We start from the raw sequence: 24,771 nt of genomic DNA, 5'->3' as shown, positions 1-24,771 counted from the left end.
GGGTGGGGCAAGGCGGACATACTTGCGTCCATGTCACGCAGCGCCAGGGCCGGCGGCCGTGCCGACCTCCCCGGCGCGACGACGGGCTCGATCCCCGCGTACCAGCGCACGCTCGCGCACCTGACGGTCCGGGCGCGCCTGCTCACCGCCGTCGTCATGCTCGCCGCGCTCGCCGTGATGATCACCGGCGGGACCGCCTTCGCGCTCCAGGCGCGGGCGACCGACGCCCGGATCGACAACTCCCTCGCCCGGGCGGTCGCCGCGCTCCGCAGCGTGCAGGCCAAGAAGGACCCGAGCACGGGACTGCCGTTCACCACCGTGAGGGCTGTGCTGTACGAGGGCGTCCGCAACCGCGTGCCCGGCAAGAACGAGGGTGTGGTCGCTCTGCTGAACGGTCTGCCGGTCTACTGGGCCGGGCCGCAGACCCGGGCCGTGCAGCTCGAGCAGGACCTCGCCCTCGTCGCTGCGCTGGCCGCGATCCCCGCCGACGCACCGGTCGTCGCGCGGACGATCTCCACCCCGGAGACGCAGTACCGCCTCATCGCGGTGCCCGTGCTACTCGACGCGGACCCGGTCGGCCGGGGACTGTTCGTCGTCGGGTTCGACCGCGCGGCCGAGCGGTCCAGCCTGGGCAGCACGTTCGTCATGTACTCGGCGGTCGGGCTCGCGGCCCTCGCCGTCATCGCCTGCGTCGCCTGGTTCGTCGTCGGGCGCCTGCTCCGGCCGATCCGGCTGCTGCGGGACACCGCCCGCCGGATCACCGAGTCGGACCTGTCCGAACGCATCACCGTGACCGGCAAGGACGACCTGTCCAACCTCGCCCGCACGGTGAACGCGATGCTCGACCGGCTCGAGCGGGCCTTCGGGTCCCAGCGCGAGCTCCTGGACGACGTGGGCCACGAGCTGCGCACGCCGCTGACGATCGTCCGCGGCCACCTCGAGCTGCTGGACCCCGACGACCCCGACGACGTCCGGGCCACGCAGGCGCTCGCCCTCGACGAGCTGGACCGGATGCAGCGGCTGGTCGACGACCTGATGACGCTGGCCACGGCGGACCGCCCCGACTTCGTCCAGTCCGCACCGACGGACGTCGGCCGTCTCACGGACGACGTGCACGACAAGGCTCGCGGGCTGGGCCACCGGCGCTGGGTGGTCGCCGCCCGGGCGGACGTGACCGTCCTGCTCGATGCGCAGCGCATCACCCAGGCGTGGCTGCAGCTGCTGGCCAACGCGCACCGGTACTCGTCGCCCGGCTCCACCGTGCGCCTGGGGAGCGAGGTGTCGGGCGACCGGCTGCTGCTCTGGGTGCGCGACGAGGGGCTCGGCGTCCCCCCGGAGGAGGCCGAACGGATCTTCGAACGGTTCCACCGCGGACAGGCCGACCGCCTCTCGCACGGCGCCGGCCTGGGTCTGCCGATCGTCGCGGCCATCGCGCGCGCGCACCACGGGCGTGTGTTCGTGGAGCATCCACCGGCTAACGTCGGGCGCGGCGTGGTCTTCGTGCTGGACCTGCCGGCCGTCGACCTCGTGGACGGCGAACCCCGACCCGTCACGGAGCTGGTGGAGTACCTATGACGCACATCCTCATCGCGGAGGACGAGGAGCGCATCGCCGCGTTCGTCGCCAAGGGGTTGCGCGCCTCCGGCTTCGAGACCAGCGCGGTGACCTCGGGCGAGGAGGCTCTGGCGACGGTGCAGTCGGGCGGCGTCGACCTGCTGATCCTGGACCTGGGTCTGGTGGACATCGACGGGTTCGAGGTCCTGCGCCGTCTGCGCGCGGCCGGGCACACCGTGCCGGTCATCGTCCTGACCGCGCGCTCGTCCGTCACCGACACGGTCACAGGGCTGGAGTCGGGCGCCGACGACTACATGGCCAAGCCGTTCCGCTTCGAGGAGCTGCTGGCCCGGGTGCGGCTCCGGCTGCGCGCGCAGGGCGTGGCCGCGGGCGAGGCGTCGGTGCTCCGGCACGGCGCGCTCCAGCTGGACCTGCGCACCCGGCGGATCAAGGTGGGGACGCAGGAGGTGGACCTGTCCGCCCGCGAGTTCGCGCTGGCGGAGACGTTCCTGCGGCACCCCGGCGACGTGCTGACCCGGGAGCGCCTGCTGTCGGAGGTGTGGGGCTTCGACTTCGACCCGGGCTCCAACGTGGTCGACGTGTACGTGCGGTACCTGCGCCGCAAGGTGGGTGCCGAGCACTTCGACACCGTCCGCGGCGTCGGATACCGGCTGATCGACGCGACCGCGGCAGGCGTGTGAGCACGCTCATCCGTCGCGATCTGGCTCTCCTGCCCAAGGCGCACCTGCACCTGCACTTCACCGGTTCGATGCGGATCTCCACGCTGGCCGACCTGGCGACGACGTACGGCATCCGCCTCCCGGCCGCCCTGCTCGACGCGGATCCCCTGCACGTGCCCGCCGACGAGCGGGGGTGGTTCCGGTTCCAGCGGCTGTACGACGCCGCGCGGGCGTGCGTGCGCGGCGAGGCCGACATGCGCCGGATCGTCGCGGAGGCCGCCGAGGACGACGCGCGCGAGGGGTCCGGCCGGCTCGAGATCCAGGTGGACCCGACGTCGTACGCACCCTTCGTCGGTGGGCTGACTCCCGCACTGGAGATCGTTCTGGACGCGGCCCGCGAGGCATCTGCGGCCACGGGCGTCGACATCGGGGTCATCGTGGCGGCGTCGCGCATGCGGCACCCGCTCGAGGCTCGGACGCTCGCCCGGCTCGCCGCGCACCACGCGGGCGACGGGCCGGGGCAGGTGGTCGGCTTCGGTCTGTCCAACGACGAGCGCCGCGGCGAGACCCCCGACTTCGCGTCGGCGTTCGCCATCGCACGCCGAGCCGGGCTGGCGTCGGTGCCGCACGGCGGTGAGCTCCTCGGTCCCGCGCACGTGGAGGACGTCGTCGGGCACCTGCACCCCGACCGGCTCGGGCACGGCGTCCGGTCCGCCGAGGACCCCCGGGTGCTCGAGCGCGTGGTCGACGAGGGCGTGGCGCTGGAGGTGTGCCCGGCGTCGAACGTGTCGCTCGGCGTGTACGCGACCGCGGCGGACGTCCCGCTGCGCGCGCTCGTGGACGCGGGCGCGACCGTGGCGCTGGGCGCCGACGACCCGCTCCTGTTCCTCTCGCGGCTGGTGGACCAGTACGCGATCGCGCGGGACGTGCACGGGTTCTCCGACGAGGAGCTGGCGGAGCTGGCCCGGTCGTCGATCCGGGCCAGCCGCGCCGCCGACGACGTGCGCGCGCGGCTGCTGGCCGGGGTGGACGACTGGCTGGCCTCTTGACTCGCGAGGGCGATCGCGCCATTGTATCAATCAGTTGACTGATTGATACAGAGAGGATGTCCCGATGGCCGGGCTGTACGTGATCGCGGCGCTCCTGCTGCTCGGCGTCGCCGTCGGCGTGGCGCTGCGCCCGATCCGCCCGCCCGGCCCGGTGAGCACGTCCGAGGCCTGGCTCACGGCGGCGCGCCATGCCCGCCGGGTGGCGACCGTCGCCTGGACGGTGCTGCTGGGCACCCAGCTCCTGGTGATGGTCGGGGCGTCGACGATGGTGCGAGGCTTCGGGTTCGGACTGGTCCCGGCGGCGAGCGGGATCGCGTTCCTCGCGGTGCTGGCGGCGGGCGAGCTCACCTGGCCCCGTCCGACCGGCGCGGTCCGCCGCGCACCCCTCGCCCGCCGCGGACTGCACGCCCTCGCGCCGGCCGGCCTGGTCCGCCTCGTCGCGGTGTGGACGACCGCCCTCGGCGCCCTGCTCGTCCTGTGCGGAGCGGCGGCCGCCGACGACGGCCGCTCGCTGACCTGGCAGCTGTCCGCGAGCGCGACCAGCGGTGCAGGCCCGTTCCCCGGGTGGTACTACGGCGTCCCGCTCGGACTCGGCGCGATCGCCGTGCTGGCCGGGGGTGTCGGGGTCCTCGTGCTCATCGCCCGCCGGCCCGCGGTCAGCGACGCCGCACCGGGCGACGACACCGCCCTGCGGCGGCTCTCCGCCCGACGGCTCCTCGGCGGCGTCCAGCTCGTCCTGGCGTGGACGCTCGCCGGCTGCCTGTTCTACGCGGCCGACGCCCTGCGCAGGACCCAGGAGGGTTCGTTCGACGGCGTCGACCTGGGCAGTCCGGCCCTCGTCACCGTCGCCGTGATCGGGATGTGCGCCGCACCGGCCGTAGTGATCGTCAGCGCGGTGGTCGCCTGGCGCTCCGCGGGCGCGCCCCGCCGCCACGCCGGATCCGTGGACCAGCACTCCGACGCCCACAGCCAGCCGCAGACCGCATGACCGCGCAGCTCGAGGTCGACCTCACCTCCGGCGTCCCCGCGTTCGAGCAGATCCGCGCGCAGGTCGTCGCGCACGTGGCTGCGGGCCGGCTCGTCGCCGGCGACCGGCTGCCCACCATCCGCGCGCTGGCCACGGACCTCGGGCTCGCCGCCGGCACCGTGGCGCGTGCGTTCCGCGAGCTCGAGGCGGAGGGGGTCGTCGAGACCCGCCGCCGCGCGGGGACGGTCATCGCCGAGGGAGCCTCGGTCCCGACCGACATCGCACGACGGGCCGCCGAGACCTACGTGAGCGCGGTGCGGGCGGCGGGGCTGACCGACGACGAGGCGCTCGTGCTGGTGCACGGCGCACTGCTCGGGAGTCAGAGAGTGACGCCGACGAGCACCGGCTCCGGCTCGAGCTCCACACCGAAGGTGGACCGGACGCCGTCGCGCACCTGACGCGCCAGCGCGAGGAGGTCCTCGGCCTTCGCTCCCCCGCGGTTGGTCACGGCGAGCGCGTGCTTGGTGGAGAGGGTCGCGGGGCCGGGGGCGCCGAAGCCGCGGGAGAACCCGGACCGCTCGATGAGCCAGGCGGCGCTGGTCTTCACGCGGTCGCCGTCGGCCGGGAAGCGCGGGGCGTCGTCGGGCAGCGCGGCTGCCTGGGCCGGGTCGAGGAACGGGTTGGTGAAGAACGAGCCCGCGCTCCAGGTGTCGTGGTCGGCGGCGTCGAGCACCATGCCCTTGCGGGCGCGCAGGGCGAGCACGGTGTCGCGCACCTCGGCCAGCGGGGCGCGACCGCCCACCTCGACGCCCAGCGTGCGGGCGAGCTCGGCGTACGCGATCGGGCGGGACAGCGAGCCCGGGCGCAGCTGGAACGTCACGTCGAGCACCACGTAGCGCGGGGTCGGCGACCACGGCGACTGCGGGTCCGCCGGGTCGACCTCGCGCATCGAGCGCTTGAGCAACGAGGTGCGGTACCCGAACGCGAGCGTGACCAGGGGCAGCGTGCGGACCTTGCCGCGTCCGCGGTCCCAGACCCGGACGGTCGCGATGCTCTGCGACACCTCCTGGCCGTAGGCGCCGACGTTCTGCACCGGCGTCGCGCCCGTGGACCCCGGGATGCCGGAGAGCGTCTCGATGCCGGTGAGCTCCTGCTCGACCGCGTAGCGCACCACGTCGTCCCACGGGGTGCCGGCCGGGACGGTGAGGGTGGCGCCGGCGCACGCGGAGGCGTCGGGCACCTCGATGCCGCTGCGCACGTCCCGCACGACCACCCCGTCGAACCCGGCGTCGGCGACGAGCAGGTTGGAGCCGCCGCCGAGCACGAGGACCGGCTCGGAGTCGGCGTCGGCCGCGCGGACCGCGTCGATCAGCTCAGCCTCCGTCGTCGTCTCCACGTACCGCCGCGGCGCACCGCCTACCCGGAGGGTGGTGAGGTCCGCGAGGGTGGTGGACGAGGGGGCGGTCCGGGCCGGCCAGGTGATCGTCGGAGGGACGGTCGCCGGCGAGCAGTCGGCCGTGCTCAGCTCACTCTGCACGCCTCTCAGGCTACGCGGTCCTTCGTCAGCGGCGCGGCGGCGTTGACCACGAGGAGGCCCAGCACGATCGGGATGATGATGACCAGCAGCGCGTGGCGGTAGCCCACCTGCTGCGCGAGCAGCCCGAGCAGCGGCGGGCCAGCGAGGAACGCGCTGTACCCGATGGTCGACACGACGCTGACGCGCTGGGCCGCCCGCAGGGGGTCGTCGGCCGCCGCACTCATGCCCACCGGGAAGCCGAGGGCCGCGCCCGCACCCCACGCCACGATGCCCACCACCGCGAGCCACAGCGGGTCGGCGAGCCCGAAGATCAGCAGGCCCACGAGGGACAGCCCGGCGCACAGGCGCAGGACCGCGACCCGGCCGTACCGGTCGAGCAGCGTGGTGCCGAACCAGCGCATCGCGGTCATCGCCGTGACGAACACCGCGAACGCGATCGCGCCGACCGCGTCCGTCACGTCGAACCCGTCGACCACCGCGAGGCTGACCCAGTCGTTGGCCGACCCCTCCGTGAGCGCCGCCGCGAGCACGACGAGGCCGATGAGCAGCGTGCGCGGCTCGAGCCAGGCGGCCAGGGCACCCCGGGCGCCCTTCGCCGGGCGGTCGGTCGCGTGCCGGACCTCGGGCTCGTCGGCGGTCGGCAGGAACACCCGGACCGCGAACGCGACACCGATCACCGACAGGCCGACGGCGATCGGGATGTGCACCACGACCGGCACGTGCAGCCCGGCCGCGACGGCGGCGACCCCGGCGGCGGCGACCGTGCCGAACGAGAACCCGGCGTGGTACCGCGGCATCACGGTCCGGCCGAGGTGCTGCTCGACGGCCGCGCCCTCGACGTTCATCGACGCGTCCCAGACGCCCGTGCCGATCCCGAACAGGACCAGGCCCAGCCCGACGACCAGCACCTGGCCCAGGGCGACGCCGACCGACGCGACGACCAGCCCCGAGGCGTTGAGGATCGCGAACGCGAGCACCGTGCGGCGGGCACCGAGGCGCTCGACCACCATGCCCGACAGCGGCAGCGAGACGAGCGAGCCCACCGAGCCGACGAGGAGCAGCAGGCCCATCTGCGCGGGCGAGAAGTCCAGCCCGTCACGGATGGCCGGCAGTCGCGCCGCCCAGCTGGCGAAGTTGAACCCGTTGAGGAAGAAGACGGCGAAGACGGCGATCGACGCCCGTTCGACCGCCCGCGAAGCGCGTCCGGGCGCGCTCGGGAGGGTCAGCTCGTCGTCGTGTCCCGCTGGCGTCGTCATCGGCCCTCCGGTGCTCATGATGTCGTCCGTTCGTTCGTCAGGGCACGCGCAGCAGGCGGCGGCGCCGAGAGCTGCGGGTGCGGGCGGTCACATGGTCGGCATGCCGGGCCACAATCGCGCCGTAGGGGTCGGGGTCGGCGTCCGCGAGGTGCGCGAGCGGCTCGTCGTCGTCATGACGTGCGGGCACGTCGTCGTTCGACGCCGGCTCGGGTGCGACGCGGCCGGCCAGCAGCACGCTCGCCACCATCGCGACCGCGATGAGCACCAGGGCGTGCCGGGCACCGGTGGAGGCAGCGGCGATCCCGAGGAGCGGCGGAGCCGCGATGGAGGCGACCGATGCGAAGGCCGACACGACCGCCACCCGTCCGGCTGCCCGCATCGGGTCGTCGGACGCGGCGGCGATGCCCACGGGGACGGCGAGCGCGGCGCCGAAACCCCAGAGCACGATGCCGACGCCGGCCAGCAGGAAGCTGGGCGCGAACCCGAAGAGCAGCAGCCCCACGATCGACACGCTCCCCGAGACGCGCAGGACGGCCACCCGGCCGAACCGGTCGATCAGGCGCGTGCCGAGCAGCCGGACGAGGGTCATGGCACCGACGAACACCCCGAGCATCGCGCCGCCGACGGCCTCGGTCTGGTCGAAGCCGTCCACGACCGCCAGCGACAGCCAGTCGTTGGCGGAGCCCTCGGACAGTGCGGCGGCCATGACGACCACGCCGATCAGCAGCGTGCGGGGCTCGCGCCAGGAGTCGAGGGCGGTCGCGATGCGTCGGCGCCGACCCATGGTGACTGCGCCGGTGACCAACCGGCTGGGCGTGCGCGGCCGGTCCCCCGGCGCGTCGGGCAGGACGAGCCCGCGCAACGAGGCCAGCCGCCAGACGACCGCGAGGACCGCGACGGCCGTGAACTGCACGGCCACCGAGATGCCCAGGTGCGAGGCCGTCGCGCCGAGCGCGGAGCCGGCGACCGCACCGATCGAGAACGCGGCGTGGAACTGCGGGATGACGGTCCGGCCCATCGCCCGCTCGACGCGCGCGGACTCCACGTTGAGCGGCACGTTGCCGAGCGCGACCGCGACGCCGTTGAGGAAGATCCCGAGCCCGAGCAGTGCGACCGAGCCGACGCTCGGCCCGGCACCCATGAGCACGAGCGCCACCGCGAGGACGACCGTCGACGCGACGACCGCCACGCGGCTGCCGAACCGCTGCACGACCATGCCGGAGAACGTCACGGTGAGCAGCGCGCCGACCGAGCCGATGAGGAGCAGCACCCCGAGCTCGGAGGTGGACAGGTCGAGCAGGTCGCGGACCGTCGGGATGCGGGCCAGCCAGCTGGAGAAGGTGATGCCGGCGAGGGCGAACAGGCCCATGAGGAGCCAGCGGGCTCGACTCAGGGCGGGGGAAGGGTGGCGCACGTACGAACTCCGGGAGGCGTTGGTCGAGAGGCGATCGAATCGATTCGACCGAGCGCCGTCGTTCACGGTCGAATCGATTTGAGGGTCGCAGCCATTCTGCGGGTACGCTTGCCGCTGCGTCAACCGTGCGCTCGCCCGCGCGTCGCGGGAGCCTCCGTCCCGCGATGCCGATCCGGAGGTCCGACCCTGTCTCCGCACCGCCCCACCCTGGCCGACGTCGCCGCCGCCGCGCACGTGTCGGTGTCGACCGCCTCCCTCGCGTTCTCCGGTGCGGGGCCGATCGCCGCGGCGACCCGGCAGCGCGTGCTCGACGCCGCCGCCGCGCTCGACTACTCCGGTCCGAACCCCCTCGGGCGCCAGCTGCGCCGGGGGCGGTCCGGGATCGTCGGCGTGGTGGTGGGCGACTCGCTGCGCCGCTCGTTCCGGGACCCCGTCTCCATCCAGGTGCTCGACGGGCTGGTCAGCACGCTCGGCCCCCTCGACCTGGGCGTCCTGCTCATCCCCGGCTCGAGCGACCCGGCCGGCCCCGCGGTGGACCCCCTGCTGGAGACCGCTGCCATGGACGTCGCCGTGATCATGTGGGGCGGCACGACGGACGACCCGATGCTCGGCGCCCTGCGGCGGCGCGGGACCCCGACCGTGCTCGTCGAGGGCCAGCCGCTCCCGGACGTCGCGTCGGTGGGGATCGACGACCGCGGCGGGATGCGCGAGGCCACGGAGCACCTGCTCTCCCTCGGCCACACCCGGATCGCCTCCGTCACGCTCCCGTTCGACCGCTCGCGCGGCGAGGGGCTCGTCGCGCTCGACCAGATGGACCACCTCGACTGGGAGATCACCCGCCGTCGGCTCGACGGGGTGACCGACGCGGGCGTGACACCCGTCGCGATCTGGGAGACGCCGGCGTCGCTCGTGGAGCACGGCCGCACCGCCGGGACCGCCCTCCTGTCGACGCCGGACCGGCCCACCGCCATCGCGTGCCAGTCCGACCTGCTCGCCTCCGGCGTCGTGCTGGCCGCGCGCGAGCTCGGCCTGCGCGTGCCGGAGGACGTGTCCGTCAGCGGGTTCGACGGCCTCGACCTGCCGTGGCTGGCACCCGACGTGCTCACCACCGTCGTGCAGCCCCTCGCCGAGAAGGGGGCGGCCGTCGGGCACGCCGTCGAGGCCTTCCTGGCCGGCGAGGGTCCGACGCGCCGGATGCTGCCGGTCAGCCTGCGGATCGGCACGACGACCGGTCCGGCACCGACCGTCAGCTGAGGCGGACGACCGCCTGGGCCTTGCCGAGCACGCGGACGCCGTCGACCGCGACGGTCAGGTCGATCCGCGCCGTGCCGGCCTCGGCGTCCAGTGCACCGACGACGGCGGTCACCTCGACGGTCGCCGCGCCCGGGTCGGGCACCGGCACCGGCCGCGTGAAGCGCACCTGGTAGTCGAGGACCGCCCCCGGGTCCCCGATCCAGTCGGCGACGACGCTCGACGCGGCACCCATGGTCCACATGCCGTGCGCGATGACCCCGGGCAGACCGACCGAGGTGGCGACGCGGTCGTTCCAGTGGATGGGGTTGAAGTCGCCGCTGGCGCCCGCGTACCGGACGAGCCGCGCCCGGTCGACGGTGATCTCGCGGCGGGCGACCTCATCGCCGACGGCGAGCGCCTCGCTCATGACTCCTCCGGGCGGACGGCCAGGGTGGAGATCACCGTGGTGACGGGCTCGCCGTCCTCGGCCGCGATCTCGGCGCGCGTGGTGATCATGGCCAGGCCCGCGCGCACGGTGATCGCGTCGACGTGGAGCACCGTCACCAGGCGGTCTCCCGCGTGGATGGGCCGGTGGTGCGTGAACCGCTCGTCGGCGTGCACGACGCGGCTGAAGTCGATCCCGGCGGCGGGGTCCTCGAACAGCTGGGCCTCGGCGCGCTGCGCCACCACGACGGCGAACGTCGGCGGCGCGATCACGTCGGGGTACCCGAGCGCGCGCGCCACCGACGGATCCGTGTGGGCTGCGTGGGAGGCGCCGACCGCGTCGGCGAACTCCTGGAGCTTCTGGCGGCCTACCTCGTAGGCAGCGGTCGGCGGGTACTGACGACCCGCGTACCCGACGTCGACCGGCATCGGGACGAGGTCAGCGGGTCTCGCGGTGCAGCGTGTGCTTGTTGTCGCGGGGGCAGAACTTCTTCATCTCGAGACGGTCGGGGTCGTTCCGACGGTTCTTCTTCGTGATGTAGTTCCGCTCCTTGCACTCTGTGCAGGCGAGCGTGATCTTCGGGCGGACGTCCGAGCTCTTGGCCATGGTCTTGTCACCTCTCGCACCCGTACGGGTACCGCGTTCTCGTCATTGTGCGCCGGCCGACGCACTGTTGTGTCACCTGGCGGTAGCGGGAGCGGGACTCGAACCCGCGACACCACGATTATGAGCCGTGTGCTCTAACCACCTGAGCTACCCCGCCATGTCGATGCGCCCGGGAGAGTGCCGCGCAATCACGGCACTTCCTTCGAACACACCACAGAGCCCCGAAAGGGAATCGAACCCTTGACCTTCTCCTTACCATGGAGACGCTCTGCCGACTGAGCTATCGGGGCAGCGCGAGCAAGGTTACACGGGCTCTGGGGTGGTCGCGAAATCGGCCCCTCCGGCGGCCCCCCGCGAGCCCTGCCTAAAGGATTCACACGTGGTCGCCCGCGGGCGCCGCGTGCCACGATCCGGCCCATGCGCCAGCCCCGACGCAGCACCGCTGCTGCCCTCACGCTCACCGCCGCCCTCCTGCTCAGCACCGCCGCGTGCACCGGCGGCGACGCCGACGATGCCGCGCCGACCGAGGCCGCCGCGACGGCCCCCGCGTGGCCGGTGGCGATCGACCCCACGGCCACCGCCGAGCCGTTCTGGGTGGTCTGGACCGAGATCGTCGAGACCGGCGCCGGGGACACGACCACGCTCCAGCCGTCGATCGACTCCCTGGCCGCCCTGGACTACCAGACCCTGCCGCTCGACCCCGCCTGTCAGAGCGGAGCCGAGGAGCAGCTGGCGGGGCTCACCGGGTTCGGCAACCCGCTCGGGGTCGGTGTGGCGTTCGGGTCGGCGCAGGACGCGGGCACGTTCGACACGCTGTACGAGGGCGCGACCGTCTCGATCACCGAGGGCACCTACACCTGCGGCACCGCCTCCTGACCCGCTGAGCAGGTGCTCCGCGCCTGGACGACAATGGGCGGCATGAGCAGGGCACTGATCGTCGTCGACGTGCAGAACGACTTCTGCGAGGGCGGCTCGCTCGCGGTCACCGGCGGGTCCGCGGTCGCGCGGGCCGTGTCCGCCCACCTGCGCGAGCACGCGGACCGGTACGCGGCCGTCGTCGCCACGCGGGACTGGCACGCACCCCTGCCGGACACCAACGACGGGCACTTCGCCACGGACGCCGAGCCCGACTACGTCACCACCTGGCCGGTGCACTGCGTCGCGGGAACCCCCGGCGCCGAGTACCACCCCGAGCTGCGGCTGCCCCTGGGCACGGTCCACGTCCGCAAGGGGCAGAGCCGGCAGGACTACTCCGGGTTCGCCGGGGAGGTCGTCGGCGCCGAGGGAGCTCGGCTGACCGAGGTCCTCGCGGCGGCGGGCGTCACGGAGGTCGACGTCGTCGGCCTGGCCACGGACCACTGCGTCACCGCGACCGCCCTGGACGCCCGTGCGGACGGGTTCGAGGCGACGGTCCTGGTGGACCTGACGGCCGCCGTGGCCCTGCCGACCACGCTGCGGGCGGCGGCCCGGCTGTCCCAGGCCGGGGTGCGCGTGACCACGGCCGAGCCGCTGGCCTGATCAGCCGCGCAGGGCCAGCGCGAACGGCAGCACGGCCGCCGCGCCCGCCCGGCGCAGCTCGCGGGCCGCGACGGTCATCGTCCACCGGCTGTCCACCAGGTCGTCGACGAGCAGCACCGGGCCGGGCGGCAGCTCCAGCGCGGACGCGTCGAACCGGTCCCACACGCCCGCCAGCCGGAACGCGCTGTTGCCGCCCGGTTCCCCGCTCGGACCGCCGTCGCGCGGCGCCAGGGCCCCGGCGTACGGCAGCCGGCCGATCTCGGCGATGCCCCGGGCCAGGGAGTCGACGAGCAGGGGCCGCCGACGGGACGGTAGGGCGACGACCGCGACCGGTCGCTCGTCCCAGCCCCACTGCGCGAGCACGCGGACGCAGCCGTCGAGCATCGCCCGGGTGACGGGTGCGTCGGCGGCGCCGGCCGCGAAGATCTCGCGCAGGGCGGTCCCCCAGCCGAGGTCGGTGAGCCGGGCGAGCGCCCGCCCCTCGACGGCCCGCTCCGACTCGGCGATCCGGCCACGCACGGGCAGGCCGAGGCGGTCCGCGCCGACGGGCCACTGCACGCGCGGCTCGACGGGGACCCCCACCCGGTCGAGCGAGCGCTCGGCCGAGGCTGTCGCCCCCTCGGCGACGTCCCGGGGGTACCAGGCACCCGCGCAGGAGTCGCAGCGCCCGCACGGGACCGCGGTCTCGTCATCGAGGCTGCGCTGGAGGAACTCCATCCGGCAGCCGTCGGTGCGCTCGTACTCGAGCATGTGCTCCTGCTCGGCCTGCCGGGCCGCGGCGATGCGGGCGTAGCGCTCCGCGTCATAGGTCCACGGCTGCCCCGTCGCCACCCAGCCGCCCTGCACGCGGCGCACGGCACCGTCCACGTCGAGCACCTTGAGCAGCAGCTCCAGCGGGGTGCGGCGGACGTCGACGCGCGCCTCCAGGGCCGGCGTCGACATCGGCCGGTCCGACAGCTCCGCGATGACGCGCTCCGCCCGGTCCTGGTTCGGCATCGAGGCGGTGGCGAAGTACTGCCAGATGTCCGGGTCCTCGGTGCCGGGCAGCAGGAGCACGTCCGCGCTCTCGGTGGCGCGGCCGGCACGGCCGACCTGCTGGTAGTAGGCCACCGGCGAGGAGGGCGCCCCGAGGTGCAGCACCCAGCCGAGGTCCGGCTTGTCGAAGCCCATGCCCAGCGCGCTCGTCGCGACCAGCGCCTTGACCTCGTTGGCCTTGAGCGCCGCCTCCGCCGCCTCGCGGTCCGCGGGGTCGGTCTGGCCCGTGTACGCGCGCACGTCGTGACCCGCCTCGCGCAGCAGCCGGGCGGTGTCCTGCGCGGCCGCCACCGTGAGCGTGTAGATGATCCCCGACCCGTGCAGGTCGCCCAGGTGGCTGAGCAGCCAGGCGAGCCGGGTCCGCGCGTCGGGCAGCCGCAGGACGCCAAGGCGCAGGGACGCCCGGGCCAGCGGCCCGCGGATGGTGAGCACCCCGTCGCCGCCCGAGTCCAGCTGCTCGGCGACGTCGGCGACGACCCGGCTGTTGGCCGTCGCGGTCGTCGCCAGCACCGGGACTCCCGCGGGCATCGTCGCGATCAGGTCCCGCAGGCGCCGGTAGTCGGGGCGGAAGTCGTGGCCCCAGTCGCTGATGCAGTGCGCCTCGTCGACCACCAGCATGCCCAGGCGCCGCACCAAGGCCGGCAGCTGGTTCTCCCGGAAGGCGGGGTTGTTCAGCCGCTCGGGCGAGACCAGCAGCACGTCGACCTCGTCGGCCGCGAGGCGGGCCAGCAGCTCGTCCCACTCGTGCGCGTTGGTCGAGTTGATCGCCACCGCCCGCACACCGGCGCGCTCGGCCGCCGCGACCTGGTCGCGCATCAGCGCCAGCAGCGGCGAGACCAGCACGGTCGGGCCGGCCCCGCGCTGGCGCAGGAGCATGGTCGCGACGAAGTAGACCGCCGACTTGCCCCACCCGGTCCGCTGCACCACGAGCGCGCGCCGGTGGTCGTCGACGAGCGTCTCGATGGCCTCGAACTGCCCCTCGTGGAAGTCGGCGGTCGGGTTGCCGACGAGTCGGCGCAGCACGTCGAGGGCGGCGTCACGGGTGGTCTGGGGCACGCGCCCACCCTGCCAGCACTCGCCCACACCAACGACACGACCCCGGGCCGCAGGCGGTCCGGGGTCGTGGTCACAACGTGGCGGGTGAGGGATTCGAACCCCCGTAGGCGTTGCCAGCTGATTTACAGTCAGCCCCCTTTGGCCACTCGGGTAACCCGCCGGGGATGCCTGCCGAACGAGAGGACGCCCCAAGGGCGAACGCGCGTGCAGCGTGCGGGTGGAAGGATAGCAACACCCGGGCGGTGCTAGCGAAAGCGATGCCGAGCCCGCGCCCCAGTGCCATCAGCAGCAGGAGGAAACATGGCGAGCGAAGCCTCGTTCGACGTCGTCAGCAAGGTCGACCGCCAGGAGGTCGACAACGCCCTCAACCAGGCCGCCAAGGAGATCGCGCAGCGGTACGACTTCAAGGGCGTCGGCGCGTCGATCGCCTGGAGCGGCGAGAAGATCCTCATGATTGCCAACTCCTCCGAGCGTGTGCTCGCGGTCCTCGACGTCTTCCAGTCCAAGCTGATCCGACGCGGGATCTCGCTGAAGTCCCTGGACACCGGCGGCGACGACGGCCCCGAGCCCAAGCCGTCCGGCAAGGAGTACCGCCTCGAGGCCCTCATCAAGGAGGGCCTGAGCAGCGAGACCGCCAAGAAGGTGGCCAAGATCGTCCGCGACGAGGGGCCCAAGGGCATCAAGACGCAGATCCAGGGCGACGAGCTGCGCGTGACGGGCAAGAGCCGTGACGACCTGCAGGCCGTGATCGCGCTGCTCAAGGGCGCCGACGTGGACGCCGACCTGCAGTTCACCAACTACCGCTGAGCCGCCCATCCCTCGACGTGGAGTGATACCACTAGGTATCATGCGCACCATGGCGATGACATTGCGGCTCCCCGATGATCTGCAGGAGGCGCTGAAGGAGACGGCCGAGCGTGAGGGTCGGTCGATGCAGGCCGTCGCGATCGAGGCCGTTCGCGTGTACACCACGGAGCGGACCAGGCGACGCGACGAGACGATCGCCCGGCTCGTCCGTGATCACCGCGAGACGCTCTCGCGGCTGGCGTGAGGATCGAGTACCTCGACCTCGGGGACCTGCTTACGGTCGCTGAGGCGATCCTCGGGCGCGCGCCGGAGGTCCGCGACTACGGCTTGCTCGAGGCGGCTCTCGCCCGCCCGCAGGCGTCCGTCTTCGGCGAGGACGCCTACCCGTCGCTCGTGCACAAGGCGGCGGCGCTGCTGATCTCCCTCGTGGACAACCATGCGCTCCTGGACGGGAACAAGCGGCTCGGCTGGATCGGGTGCCTGGTGTTCCTCTCCATGAACGGCGTCGAGCTCGGGGTCCGCCCCGCCGCGGACACCGCACTCGTCCTGTCGATCGCCGACGGCTCGCTCACGGAGGTCGACGCTGTCGCGGCCGAGCTCACGGCGCGCATCGCGACATAGGACCCGTCAGTACCGCGAGATGCCGTCCTGCGGGCCGGCCTGGCGCTCCAGGCGGGCGATCCGGTCGGCCATCGGCGGGTGCGTCGAGAACAGCTTCGCCATCCCCGCGCCGCGGAACGGGTTCGCGATCATCAGGTGCGACACGTCGACCAGCTGGCGGTCCTGCGGCAGCGGCCGGGCCCTGGTGCCCTGCTCGAGCTTGCGCAGGGCGGACGCGAGGGCCAGCGGGTCGCCGGTGAGCCGCGCGCCGTCCTCATCGGCGTCGTACTCGCGGGTGCGGGTGATCGCGAGCTGGACCAGCATCGCGGCCAGCGGGGCGAGGAACACCAGCAGGAGGCCGGCAATGGGGTTGCCGCCGCGGTCGCGGTCGCTGCCGCCGCCGAAGAAGAGCGCGAACTGCGCGAGCGACGTGATCACCCCGGCCACCGCGGCGGCGACCGACGACGTGAGGATGTCGCGGTTGTAGACGTGCATGAGCTCGTGGCCGAGCACCCCGCGCAGCTCCCGCTCGTCGAGGATCTGCAGGATGCCCTCCGTGCAGCAGACCGCGGCGTTCTTCGGGCTGCGGCCCGTGGCGAAGGCGTTGGGCGCGGCCGTCGGGGAGATGTACAGCCGGGGCATCGGCTGGCGGGCGGCGGTGGAGAGCTCCCGCACGATGCGGTACATGGCCGGCTGCTCGATCTCGCTGACCGGCCGGGCCTTCATGGCACGGATCGCGATCTTGTCGGAGTTCCAGTAGCTGTACGCGGTCATCACCAGGCCAAGCACGGTGAACAGCAGGAGAAACTTCGGGGTCCCCCGGCCGAGCAGCCACCCGATGCCGAGCAGCACGGCCCACATCACGCCGAACAGCGCGGCCGTCTTCAGTCCGTTGTAGTGCCGGTGACCCATGTCTCTCTCTCCTCGCAGCGGTGCACCCGTGGAACGCACGCCACGGGCCCGGGGTTCCCTCGTATCCTGACCCCACCCTTCCGACGACACCTCCGGAGCACGCCGTGCGCAGAGCCCGCTGGACCACCCTCGCCGCCATCGCCGCCCTGACGCTCGCCGCCTGTGCACCGACTGACGAGGACGCGAGCGAGGCGCCCAGCGACGGGGCGCTGGCCACGGTGACCGACGGCGTCCTGACCATCGCCACCTCCGACCCGGCCTACGAGCCCTGGGTGGTCGACAACGACCCGACCAGTGGCGAGGGCTTCGAGTCCGCCGTGGCGTACGCCGTGGCCGACCAGCTGGGCTTCGACAAGGACCACGTGGAGTGGACCGTCGCCAGCTTCGACCAGATCATCGCGCCCGGCGCCAAGGACTTCGACTTCGCGATCAACCAGGTGTCGATCAGCGACGAGCGCGAGGCCAACCTCGACTTCTCCTCGCCGTACTACACGACCTCGCAGGCCGTCGTGACGCTCGAGGGATCCGCCGGGGCCGAGGCGACGACGCTCGCGGACCTCAAGGAGCTGAAGATCGGCGCGATGGTGGGCACGACCAGCCTCACGGCCGCGCAGGAGGCCATCGACCCGAGCACGCCGGTCTCCCCGTTCAACGACAACGACCAGGTCAAGCAGGCCCTGACCGCCGGGCTCGTGGACGCGATCGTCGTCGACCTGCCGACCGCGCTGTACATCACGGCGGCCGAGCTGGACGGCGGGAAGATCGTCGGCACCCTGCCCGACAGCGCCGGCGGCGACCAGTTCGGGCTCGTGCTGGACAAGGGCAGCGCGCTGACCACACCGGTCACGGAGGCGGTCGATGCCCTTCGAGACGACGGCACGCTGGCCGACCTCGAGGCGCAGTGGCTCACCGACGCCGCGGGTGCACCGGTCCTCCAGTGAGCTGGGTGCCCTCCGAGCGCCAGCAGGAGCGGGACGCCTACCGCCGCAGCCGTGCCCGACGGTCGACCGCGGTGGCGTTCCTGTCGACGTTCGCGCTGGTCGCCATCGCCGTGCTGGCGCTGGTGTCCTCCCCCGGCTGGCCGCGGGTCAAGGCGTCCTTCTTCGACTGGGACGTGGCGGTCGAGTCGTTCCCGGCGATCCTGCAGGGGCTGTGGCTGAACATCCGGGTCATGGCGGTCAGCGCGGTCCTCATCGTCATCGTCGCAATGGGCCTCGCGCTCGCCCGCACCCTGCGCGGCCCGGTGTTCTTCCCCGTCCGGGCGCTGGCCACCGGGTACGTCGACGTGTTCCGCGGGCTGCCCCTGATCCTCGTCCTGCTGCTCGTCGGGTTCGGGCTGCCCGGACTGCGGCTCCAGGGCATCCCCACGTCCGCGGTGGCGCTGGGCACGCTGGCGCTGGTGCTCACGTACTCGGCCTACGTCGCGGAGGTGTTCCGCGCCGGGATCGAGTCCGTGCACCCGTCGCAGGTAGCCGCGGCGCGCTCGCTGGGGCTCACGCGCGCGCAGGCGATGCGGCACGTGGTGCTCCCCCAGGCGGTCCGGCGCGTCATCCCTCCGCTTCTCAACGACCTGGTGGCCCTGTCCAAGGACTCCGGGCTCATCTCGATCCTCGGCGCCATCGACGCGGTCCGGGCCGCGCAGATCGAGACCGCCCGGTACGCCAACTTCACGCCGTACGTCGTCGCGGGGGTGCTGTTCGTGGCCCTGACCATCCCGCTCACCCGGTTCACCGACGTGCTGGCGCGACGCTCCGGCTGGGTCGGGGCGCAGAGCACGCTGGCCGGCGGCGGGGCGCTGCGATGAGCCCCGGTCGGATGCGCGACCCGATGCCCGGCCGGCCGCTGCGCCTCGACCGGCCCCTGCTGTCGGTCCGGGGCGTCCGCAAGGCCTTCGGCGACCACGTGGTGCTCGACGACCTCTCGCTCGACGTGCACGCCCACAAGGTCGTCGTGCTCATCGGGGCCTCCGGCTCGGGCAAGTCGACCCTGCTGCGCTGCATCGACCTGCTCGAGGACGTCGACGACGGCGTGATCGAGCTCGAGGGGCAGGACATCACCGACCCTCGGCTGGACGCCAACGCGGTGCGGGCCCGCATCGGCATGGTGTTCCAGGCCTACAACCTCTTCCCGCACCTGCGCGTGATCGACAACGTCACGCTCGCCCCGCGGCTGGTGCACAAGGCCTCGCGCGCGGAGGCGGAGGCCGAGGCGCTGGCCGTCCTGGAGCGGGTCGGGCTGGCCGCCAAGGCGCAGGCCTTTCCCGACGAGCTCTCGGGCGGGCAGCAGCAGCGCGTCGCGATCGCGCGCGCCCTCGTCGGCAAGCCGGCCGTGATGCTCCTCGACGAGGTGACCAGCGCGCTCGACCCGGAGCTCGTCGGCGAGGTGCTGACCCTGCTGGCGGAGCTCAAGCAGGCCGGGCTCACCATGGTGATCGCGACGCACGAGATGGGCTTCGCGCGCGAGGTGGCCGACGAGGTCTGCTTCCTGCACGAGGGCCGCGTGCACGAGCGCGGCACGCCGGCTCAGGTGCTCGGGAACCCCCGCGAGGAGCGCACGCGCGAGTTCCTGCGCCGCATCACCGGCCCGTAGACGACGACGTCCGAGGACGTGCGCGCTGGAGCAGCCACTTCCTCGGACGTCGCGTGGTCTGGTGGGGGTCAGTCGCGGCCCAGCGACACGTTCACCATCTCGTCGCGCGGGACCAGCTTCACGCGCTCGCGACCGTGCGGCTGGCCCAGCGAGCGCTCGTAGGCGTCCAGGAGCTCCCAGCCCTGCCAGGTGATCACGTCGACGCTGCGGCCGTGCAGGAACTCGGTGACGGCCTCGGGGTCGCGGTCGGTGGCCGTGTAGAACGCCTCGCCGCCCTGGGCCACGTCCTCGCCCAGGTGGCGGATGGTCTCCGACGCGTCCGACTTGGTGTGCCCGATCAGGCCCACCGGGCCGCGCTTGATCCAGCCGGTCGCGTAGACGCCGGGCAGGTGCTCGCCGTCGACGTCGACCACGCGACCCTCGCGGTTGGGGATCACGCCGGCGACGTCGTCGAACGGGATGTCCACCAGCGGCGAGCCGAAGTACCCGACCGCGCGGTAGACGGCCTCGACCGGCCAGTCGTGCAGCTGGCCCGTGCCCGTGACGTTGCCGTCCCCGTTCAGGGCGGTGCGCTCGGTGCGGACGCCGACCACGCGGCCGTCCTCGCCCAGGATCTCGACCGGCTTGTGCAGGAAGTGCAGGTGGATGCGCCGGCTCGCGGTGTTCTCCTCCGGCTCCTTCAGCGTCCAGTCCGTGAGGGTCTTGACCACCTGCTTGGTCTGGTTCGAGGAGTGGATGGCGGCCATCGAGCCCTCGTCGAAGTCGAAGTCCTCGGGGTAGACGATGACGTCGACGTCCGGGACGTGCCCGAGCTCACGCAGCTCCAGCGGCGAGAACTTGACCTGGGCCGGGCCGCGACGCGCGAACACGTGCACGTCCGTCACCGGCGACGCCTTGAGGATCTCGTAGACGTTGGCCGGCAGCTCGGTGGGCAGCAGGTCGTCGGCGTGCTTGGACAGGATGCGGGCCACGTCGAGCGCCACGTTGCCCGCGCCGAGGACCGCGACGTGCTGGGCGTTCAGCGGCCAGGTGCGCGGCACGTCCGGGTGGCCGTCGTACCAGGACACGAAGTCGGCGGCGCCGTAGGAGCCCTCGAGGTCGATGCCCGGGACCGGCAGCGCGGCGTCCCGGATGGAGCCCGTGGAGAAGATGACCGCGTCGTAGAACTGGCGCAGGTCGTCGAGCTTGAGGTCGGTGCCGTAGTCGACGTTGGCCAGCAGGCGGATGTCTCCGCGAGCCAGCACATTCTGCAGCGCGACGATGATCTGCTTGATCCGCGGGTGGTCGGGCGCGACGCCGTAGCGCACGAGGCCGAACGGCGCAGGAAGGCGCTCGAAGAGGTCGATGCTGACGTCGAGGTCGGTCTTCGACAGGATGTCGGCGGCGTAGATGCCGGCCGGGCCTGCGCCGACGACGGCCACTCGCAGAGTCGGGGTGCTCACGGGACGCGGGTGCCTTCCGATCAGGGGAGCCCTGCGGGACGCGTGGCGTCGCATCGGATTCGGGCGCGACCGACGGCACGGTGCAGGGCTGTGCTCGGTGCCAGTGTAGGACCGACGGTGAGGCGCCCCTCGGTCGCCTGCCACCATCTGGACAGACGTGAGACGCGCGAAGGGGTGGCGCCGCACACCTCCACGCGCTCGACGCCACCCCCGTCCGGTGCCCGGGCGCCGCACCAGATCGGCGCCCGGGACGGTTCTAGCTGCGCCAGGTGTCGGTCAGGGTGAGCACCCCGCTCGCGGGCACCGTCACCGTCCGGTTGGCGCCGGACTCCCACGTGACGGCTCCGGTCGACTCCTTGCGCACGTACTTGTACTGGACGACCGTCCCGGCCGGGAGGGTCACCGACGCGCGCCAGACCGGGTAGGTGGCCGACGAGAGCGCGATCGCGCTCGCCGGGTTCCAGCTGCCCAGCTCCGCGCGGTCGCCCACGACGAAGACGTTCTGACCCCAGGACGTCGTGGCGTTGACGCCGAACGAGACCTGCGAGGCCGTCGTGGGCGTCGGCGTGGGCGTCGGGGTGGGGGTGGCCGTCCCTCCGGCCGGCTGCCCGACGTGCAGGGCCACCGAGCCGTTGGCGGGCACCGTGAACGTCGCCGAGCCGCCGGACGCCACGGTGACGGTGGTGCCCGAGCAGCCGCCGCTGGTCGTCGCGCCGCTGATCACGTCGCAGTACCGGCCCGCCGGCAGGGACGTCTGGAAGGTGCGCTGCAGTGCCGAGCCGTTGCGGTTGAGCGCCACGTACCCGAGCGACCCGCGCCCGTACGCCAGCCGGCCGCCGTCGCTCCAGACGTTGGTCAGGGCACCGGTGCCGACCGCGTTGCGGAAGCCGACCATGTGCGCGGTCTCGTTCCAGCGGTGCGCGCAGGTCCACGTGCCCTGCCCGCACACGGCGTCGTTCACCTTGCCGTTGCCCTGCTGGGGCGCACCGGCGTCGGTGCTGCTGAACGCGTAGCCCGAGTAGACCGTGGGCCAGCCGTACGGGTAGCTGAGGGCGAACACGTTGGCCAGGCGGTAGTCCGAGCCGTTCTTGTAGCTCAGGGTCTCGCCGTTGCGCTCGGTGTCGTGGTTGTCGACGAACACGGCGGCCTTGTCGGTCGGCAGCAGCCAGGACTGGTCCTTGAGCGCCCCGAGCGAGGAGAGGTTGCCGCTCTGGAGCACCGACTTGAGGTTCCGGGCGTAGTTGAACTCGTTGGAGTCGCCGGAGCCGAAGTACTCGGCGGGCTGCACGGGCTCACCGCTGCCCGCGATCACCTCGTGCTCGATGTAGACGCTCTGGTCGGTGAGCTTGCCCCGGATCGCCTCGAGGTCCACCGCGGCGATGTGCTTGGACGCGTCGACCCGGAAGCCGCGGACGCCCAGCGAGATGAGGTCGTTGAGGTAGGCGGCGATCTCCGAGCGGACGTAGTCGCTGCCCGTGTCGAGGTCCTGGAGCCCCACCAGCCGGCAGTTCTGCACCTGGTAGCGGTCGTTGTAGTTGCTGATGTTCGTCTTGCAGGCGTGGAAGTCCTGCGGGCCGTAGCCGCCCTCCGGTCCCGGGTAGCGCTCCTCGGAGTACGCGGTGCCTGCCCACCCGGTGCCCGCCGTGGTCTGGCCGGACATGTGGTTGACGACGACGTCCGTGATCACCGAGACCCCCGCCGTCCGGCAGGTGTCGATCATGGACTTGTACTCGGCGCGGGTGCCCAGCTTGGACGCGACCTTGTAGCTGACCGGCTGGTACGACGTCCACCACTGGCCGGCGAGCACCACGTGCTCGTTGGGCGGGGACGTCTGCACGTAGCCGTAGCCGGCCGGGCCCAGCTGGGTGGTGCACTCCTGCGCGATCGCGTTCCAGGTCCACTGGAACAGGTTGGCGGCCGGCCGCATCGTGGCGGGTGCGGCTGTGGCGGGCTGGGCGGCGGTGAGCCCGGCGGCGGTCAGCCCGGCGAGGGCCAGCACGGCGGCGAGCAGGGCGCCGAGCGCGGCTCGGCGCGGTCGGGTGTGGGTCGTGTGGTCTGACACGTGGTGCACTCCTCGAGGTGGGGCCCGGCGTCGTCGTCGAGCCGCTCTCGGTCACCGCACCGTCGCGGGACCGACCTGCAACCGCCCGTCGCGCACCGGGTGGTGGCGGCGCACGGCAACGCGGGTGGGACCGGCGTGACCGGCCCCGGGAGGAGGTGTGCCGACCACCGGGACCCGGTGGAGGGCGCGCTGCACCGGCGGCCCAGAGCGCTGCAATGCGCTCTGCAACATCGGTGAAACTTGCTGCAACCGGACACTAGGGGAGGTCTCACCCAGCGTCAACCGCGACCTAGGCTCTGCTCGTGACCGACTCCCCCAGCGCACGCCCGGCACCCGCCGCCGCCCTCGACGGACTGGGCCTGGCCACCGGCGTCGGCGCCTACGTCCTGTGGGGCGTGCTGCCGCTGTACTTCCCGCTCCTCCAACCGGCCGGAGCGGTGGAGATCATCGCGCACCGCGTGGTCTGGTCCCTGCTGTTCTGCCTCCTCCTGCTGCTCGCCACCCGCACGTGGGGCACGTTCGTCGCTGCGCTGCGCAACCGCCGGACCCTGGGCGTGCTCGCCGTCGCGGCAGTCCTGCTGGCCGTCAACTGGCTCGTGTTCGTGTTCGGCATCCTCACCGATCGCGTGGTCGACGCCGCGCTGGGGTACTACATCAACCCCCTCGTGACCGTCACGCTCGCCGTCGTCGTGCTCCGGGAGCGGTTGCGCGCCGTGCAGTGGGTGGCGCTCGGGTTCGGGGCGGCCGCGGTGGTGGTCATCACCGCCGGCTACGGCCAACTGCCCTGGATCGCGCTGACGCTCGCCCTGAGCTTCGGGTTCTACGGGCTGCTCAAGAACCGCGTCGGACGCAGCGTCGGGGCCGTGCCGGGCCTCGCCGTGGAGACCCTGGTCCTGTTCCCGGTGGCGCTCGGCTACCTGCTCTGGATGGGCGTGGTCGGCTCGGGCACGTTCGGGACCGAGGGGCTCGGGCACGCCCTGGTCCTCGCGTCGTCGGGCATCGTCACGTCCGTCCCTCTGCTGCTCTTCAACACCGCAGCCCGACGCCTGCCGCTGTCGATGCTCGGGCTGCTCCAGTACATCGCCCCCACCCTCCAGCTCCTCATCGGCGTCCTGGTGCTGCACGAGCAGATGCCGCCCGCGCGCTGGTGGGGCTTCGGGCTCGTGTGGCTGGCGCTCACAGTCCTCACCGTCGACGGCGTCCGCCACGGGCACGCGCAGCGGCTCGGCCGACGTGCCGCCGAGGTCAGCGCCGCAGGATCGCGTCCACCACGAGCACCGTGACGTTGTCGTGGCCACCGGCCGCGAGGGCGGCTGCCACCAACCGGTCCGCCGCGGGCTGAGCGGACTCCTGCGCCCGCAGCTCGGCCTGGATGCGTGCGTCCGAGAGCTCGTCCGTCAGCCCGTCGGAGCACACAAGCATGCGGTCGCCCGGGCTGACCGGCAGCAACCACACGTCCGGCTCGACCTGCGTGGCCCCGCCGCCGAGCACCCGGGTCACCACGTTGCGCCGCGGGTGCCGGCTCGCCTCGTCGGCCGGGACGACGCCGCTGGCCACCAGCTCCGCGACCTCGGAGTGGTCGAGCGTGACCTGCTCGAGAACTCCTCCGGCCATCCGGTACGTCCGCGAGTCGCCCACGTTGACCACGAGCCAGCACGGGGTGTCGCCGTGCTCCGTGAGGACGACGCCGGTCGCGGTGGTACCCGGGCGCCGTCCCGTGGTCGCCGGGAGGTCCCGGACCGCAGCGTGCGCCTCGCGGACTGCGCGGCGCACGTCGTCGGGACCCGGGGCACCGTCGGCCAGGCCGCGGAGCACCCCGATCGCCGTGCGGCTGGCCACGTCGCCGGCCTCGTGCCCGCCCATGCCGTCCGCGACCAGGTACACCCCGTCCGCGGCCCAGTGGCTGTCCTCGTTGCGAGACCGCTGCCCTCGGGCCGTCGCGACCCCGACGTCCAGGCGCACCCGAGGGTCGATCATCGGCGTGCCACCGTGGCCCGGCGTCGCTGCTG

26 protein-coding genes and 3 tRNA genes are annotated in these 24,771 nt (G+C 73.1%); 15 read left to right on the top strand and 14 right to left on the bottom strand.

The features are described 5' to 3' along the window. Positions 1–30: 30 nt before the first annotated feature. The 5 genes from HP550_RS12340 (at position 31) to HP550_RS12320 (ending at position 4,708) form a co-directional block, all read left to right on the top strand. On the top strand, positions 31–1,575 hold the full coding sequence (locus HP550_RS12340) for a sensor histidine kinase (RefSeq protein ID WP_175347986.1): 1,545 nt from the start codon (positions 31–33) through the stop codon (positions 1,573–1,575). Further along, the gene (locus HP550_RS12335) at positions 1,572–2,255 is read left to right on the top strand and encodes a response regulator transcription factor (protein ID WP_175347985.1); all 684 of its coding nucleotides are present in this window, start codon (positions 1,572–1,574) and stop codon (positions 2,253–2,255) included. Before HP550_RS12340 ends, HP550_RS12335 begins: the two co-directional genes overlap by 4 nt. Continuing rightward, the gene (locus HP550_RS12330) at positions 2,252–3,283 is read left to right on the top strand and encodes an adenosine deaminase (protein ID WP_175347984.1); all 1,032 of its coding nucleotides are present in this window, start codon (positions 2,252–2,254) and stop codon (positions 3,281–3,283) included. The genes HP550_RS12335 and HP550_RS12330 overlap by 4 nt, the downstream gene beginning before the upstream one ends. Positions 3,284–3,347: 64 nt before the next feature. Beyond that, entirely contained in the window at positions 3,348–4,271 is a 924-nt protein-coding gene (locus HP550_RS12325; RefSeq protein ID WP_175347983.1) for a hypothetical protein, read from the top strand. After that, complete coding sequence (locus tag HP550_RS12320; protein ID WP_175347982.1) at positions 4,268–4,708, top strand: GntR family transcriptional regulator; 441 nt, start codon at positions 4,268–4,270, stop codon at positions 4,706–4,708. Before HP550_RS12325 ends, HP550_RS12320 begins: the two co-directional genes overlap by 4 nt. On the opposite strand, the gene HP550_RS12315 is transcribed toward HP550_RS12320, so the two are convergent. From HP550_RS12315 to HP550_RS12305, 3 genes are read right to left on the bottom strand one after another with little or no spacing between them, the layout of a single operon-like run. Continuing rightward, on the bottom strand, positions 4,630–5,733 hold the full coding sequence (locus HP550_RS12315) for a UDP-N-acetylmuramate dehydrogenase (protein ID WP_175348201.1): 1,104 nt from the start codon (positions 5,731–5,733) through the stop codon (positions 4,630–4,632). The genes HP550_RS12320 and HP550_RS12315 overlap by 79 nt on opposite strands. 59 nt (positions 5,734–5,792) lie before the next feature. Next, positions 5,793–7,061 carry an MFS transporter gene (locus tag HP550_RS12310; RefSeq protein WP_246280828.1) on the bottom strand — a complete coding sequence of 423 codons (1,269 nt, stop codon included), beginning with the start codon at positions 7,059–7,061 and terminating at the stop codon, positions 5,793–5,795. 19 nt (positions 7,062–7,080) lie between these two features. Further along, positions 7,081–8,457: an MFS transporter gene (locus tag HP550_RS12305; RefSeq protein ID WP_343048151.1), complete on the bottom strand. Its 1,377-nt coding sequence runs from the start codon at positions 8,455–8,457 to the stop codon at positions 7,081–7,083. Positions 8,458–8,643: 186 nt separating this feature from the next. On the opposite strand from HP550_RS12305, the gene HP550_RS12300 reads away from it, so the two are divergent. Then, the gene (locus HP550_RS12300) at positions 8,644–9,711 is read left to right on the top strand and encodes a LacI family DNA-binding transcriptional regulator (RefSeq protein ID WP_175348199.1); all 1,068 of its coding nucleotides are present in this window, start codon (positions 8,644–8,646) and stop codon (positions 9,709–9,711) included. Here HP550_RS12300 and HP550_RS12295 read toward each other — a convergent pair. The 5 genes from HP550_RS12295 to HP550_RS12275 all read right to left on the bottom strand — a co-directional run bounded on the left by HP550_RS12295 (position 9,704) and on the right by HP550_RS12275 (position 11,031). Next, positions 9,704–10,117 carry a MaoC family dehydratase gene (locus HP550_RS12295; protein ID WP_175347981.1) on the bottom strand — a complete coding sequence of 138 codons (414 nt, stop codon included), beginning with the start codon at positions 10,115–10,117 and terminating at the stop codon, positions 9,704–9,706. The genes HP550_RS12300 and HP550_RS12295 overlap by 8 nt on opposite strands. Next, a complete protein-coding gene (locus HP550_RS12290) occupies positions 10,114–10,563 on the bottom strand; it encodes an FAS1-like dehydratase domain-containing protein (protein ID WP_175347980.1) in 450 nt (149 codons plus the stop codon). The genes HP550_RS12295 and HP550_RS12290 overlap by 4 nt, the downstream gene beginning before the upstream one ends. A 10-nt stretch (positions 10,564–10,573) precedes the next feature. Further along, complete coding sequence (rpmG, locus tag HP550_RS12285) at positions 10,574–10,741, bottom strand: 50S ribosomal protein L33 (RefSeq protein ID WP_175347979.1); 168 nt, start codon at positions 10,739–10,741, stop codon at positions 10,574–10,576. Between the two features lie 83 nt (positions 10,742–10,824). Continuing rightward, positions 10,825–10,898, bottom strand: a tRNA-Met gene (locus HP550_RS12280). Positions 10,899–10,958: 60 nt separating this feature from the next. Further along, a tRNA-Thr gene (locus tag HP550_RS12275) sits at positions 10,959–11,031 on the bottom strand. Positions 11,032–11,158: 127 nt separating this feature from the next. On the opposite strand from HP550_RS12275, the gene HP550_RS12270 reads away from it, so the two are divergent. Next, positions 11,159–11,617: a hypothetical protein gene (locus HP550_RS12270; RefSeq protein ID WP_175347978.1), complete on the top strand. Its 459-nt coding sequence runs from the start codon at positions 11,159–11,161 to the stop codon at positions 11,615–11,617. Between the two features lie 42 nt (positions 11,618–11,659). Next, entirely contained in the window at positions 11,660–12,259 is a 600-nt protein-coding gene (locus HP550_RS12265) for an isochorismatase family protein (RefSeq protein ID WP_175347977.1), read from the top strand. Here the strand turns inward: HP550_RS12265 and HP550_RS12260 are convergent, their stop codons facing one another. Beyond that, complete coding sequence (locus HP550_RS12260) at positions 12,260–14,350, bottom strand: DEAD/DEAH box helicase (protein ID WP_175347976.1); 2,091 nt, start codon at positions 14,348–14,350, stop codon at positions 12,260–12,262. 78 nt (positions 14,351–14,428) lie between these two features. Beyond that, positions 14,429–14,510: transfer RNA gene (locus HP550_RS12255), tRNA-Tyr, on the bottom strand. 140 nt (positions 14,511–14,650) lie between these two features. Here HP550_RS12255 and HP550_RS12250 point away from each other — a divergent pair. Genes HP550_RS12250 through HP550_RS12240 form a run of 3 tightly spaced genes read left to right on the top strand, consistent with a single transcriptional unit; the run spans position 14,651 to position 15,778 of the window. Next, positions 14,651–15,157 (top strand): YajQ family cyclic di-GMP-binding protein, encoded by a 507-nt coding sequence (locus HP550_RS12250; RefSeq protein ID WP_056088822.1) that lies wholly within the window; start codon positions 14,651–14,653, stop codon positions 15,155–15,157. Positions 15,158–15,206: 49 nt separating this feature from the next. Further along, positions 15,207–15,401: a FitA-like ribbon-helix-helix domain-containing protein gene (locus HP550_RS12245; protein WP_175347975.1), complete on the top strand. Its 195-nt coding sequence runs from the start codon at positions 15,207–15,209 to the stop codon at positions 15,399–15,401. Beyond that, positions 15,398–15,778, top strand: coding sequence for a type II toxin-antitoxin system death-on-curing family toxin (locus tag HP550_RS12240; RefSeq protein ID WP_343048150.1), 381 nt, complete (start codon positions 15,398–15,400; stop codon positions 15,776–15,778). Before HP550_RS12245 ends, HP550_RS12240 begins: the two co-directional genes overlap by 4 nt. A 6-nt stretch (positions 15,779–15,784) precedes the next feature. Here HP550_RS12240 and htpX read toward each other — a convergent pair whose 3' ends face one another. Continuing rightward, entirely contained in the window at positions 15,785–16,669 is an 885-nt protein-coding gene (gene htpX, locus HP550_RS12235) for a zinc metalloprotease HtpX (RefSeq protein WP_175347974.1), read from the bottom strand. 104 nt (positions 16,670–16,773) lie between these two features. Between htpX and HP550_RS12230 the strand changes: the two genes are divergently transcribed. Genes HP550_RS12230 through HP550_RS12220 form a run of 3 tightly spaced genes read left to right on the top strand, consistent with a single transcriptional unit; the run spans position 16,774 to position 19,258 of the window. Further along, positions 16,774–17,610, top strand: coding sequence for a transporter substrate-binding domain-containing protein (locus HP550_RS12230; protein WP_175347973.1), 837 nt, complete (start codon positions 16,774–16,776; stop codon positions 17,608–17,610). Continuing rightward, positions 17,607–18,473 (top strand): amino acid ABC transporter permease, encoded by an 867-nt coding sequence (locus HP550_RS12225; RefSeq protein WP_343048149.1) that lies wholly within the window; start codon positions 17,607–17,609, stop codon positions 18,471–18,473. The genes HP550_RS12230 and HP550_RS12225 overlap by 4 nt, the downstream gene beginning before the upstream one ends. Next, entirely contained in the window at positions 18,470–19,258 is a 789-nt protein-coding gene (locus HP550_RS12220) for an amino acid ABC transporter ATP-binding protein (RefSeq protein ID WP_281362190.1), read from the top strand. Before HP550_RS12225 ends, HP550_RS12220 begins: the two co-directional genes overlap by 4 nt. A 68-nt stretch (positions 19,259–19,326) precedes the next feature. Here HP550_RS12220 and HP550_RS12215 read toward each other — a convergent pair whose 3' ends face one another. Beyond that, positions 19,327–20,700: an FAD-dependent oxidoreductase gene (locus HP550_RS12215; protein WP_175347971.1), complete on the bottom strand. Its 1,374-nt coding sequence runs from the start codon at positions 20,698–20,700 to the stop codon at positions 19,327–19,329. A 256-nt stretch (positions 20,701–20,956) separates the two neighbouring features. Continuing rightward, positions 20,957–22,762 carry a carbohydrate-binding module family 20 domain-containing protein gene (locus tag HP550_RS12210; protein WP_175347970.1) on the bottom strand — a complete coding sequence of 602 codons (1,806 nt, stop codon included), beginning with the start codon at positions 22,760–22,762 and terminating at the stop codon, positions 20,957–20,959. 302 nt (positions 22,763–23,064) lie between these two features. Here HP550_RS12210 and rarD point away from each other — a divergent pair, with 302 nt between their 5' ends. Next, complete coding sequence (rarD, locus tag HP550_RS12205) at positions 23,065–24,045, top strand: EamA family transporter RarD (protein WP_175347969.1); 981 nt, start codon at positions 23,065–23,067, stop codon at positions 24,043–24,045. On the opposite strand, the gene HP550_RS12200 is transcribed toward rarD, so the two are convergent. After that, positions 24,008–24,739: a PP2C family protein-serine/threonine phosphatase gene (locus tag HP550_RS12200; RefSeq protein WP_175347968.1), complete on the bottom strand. Its 732-nt coding sequence runs from the start codon at positions 24,737–24,739 to the stop codon at positions 24,008–24,010. The genes rarD and HP550_RS12200 overlap by 38 nt on opposite strands. Positions 24,740–24,771: the final 32 nt, after the last annotated feature.

The organism is Cellulomonas humilata (assembly GCF_013359775.1).
Taxonomy (GTDB): Bacteria; Actinomycetota; Actinomycetes; order Actinomycetales; family Cellulomonadaceae; genus Cellulomonas; species Cellulomonas humilata.
The sequence above is the reverse complement of the archived record's forward strand: the minus strand, read 5'-3'. Positions and strand labels throughout refer to the sequence as shown.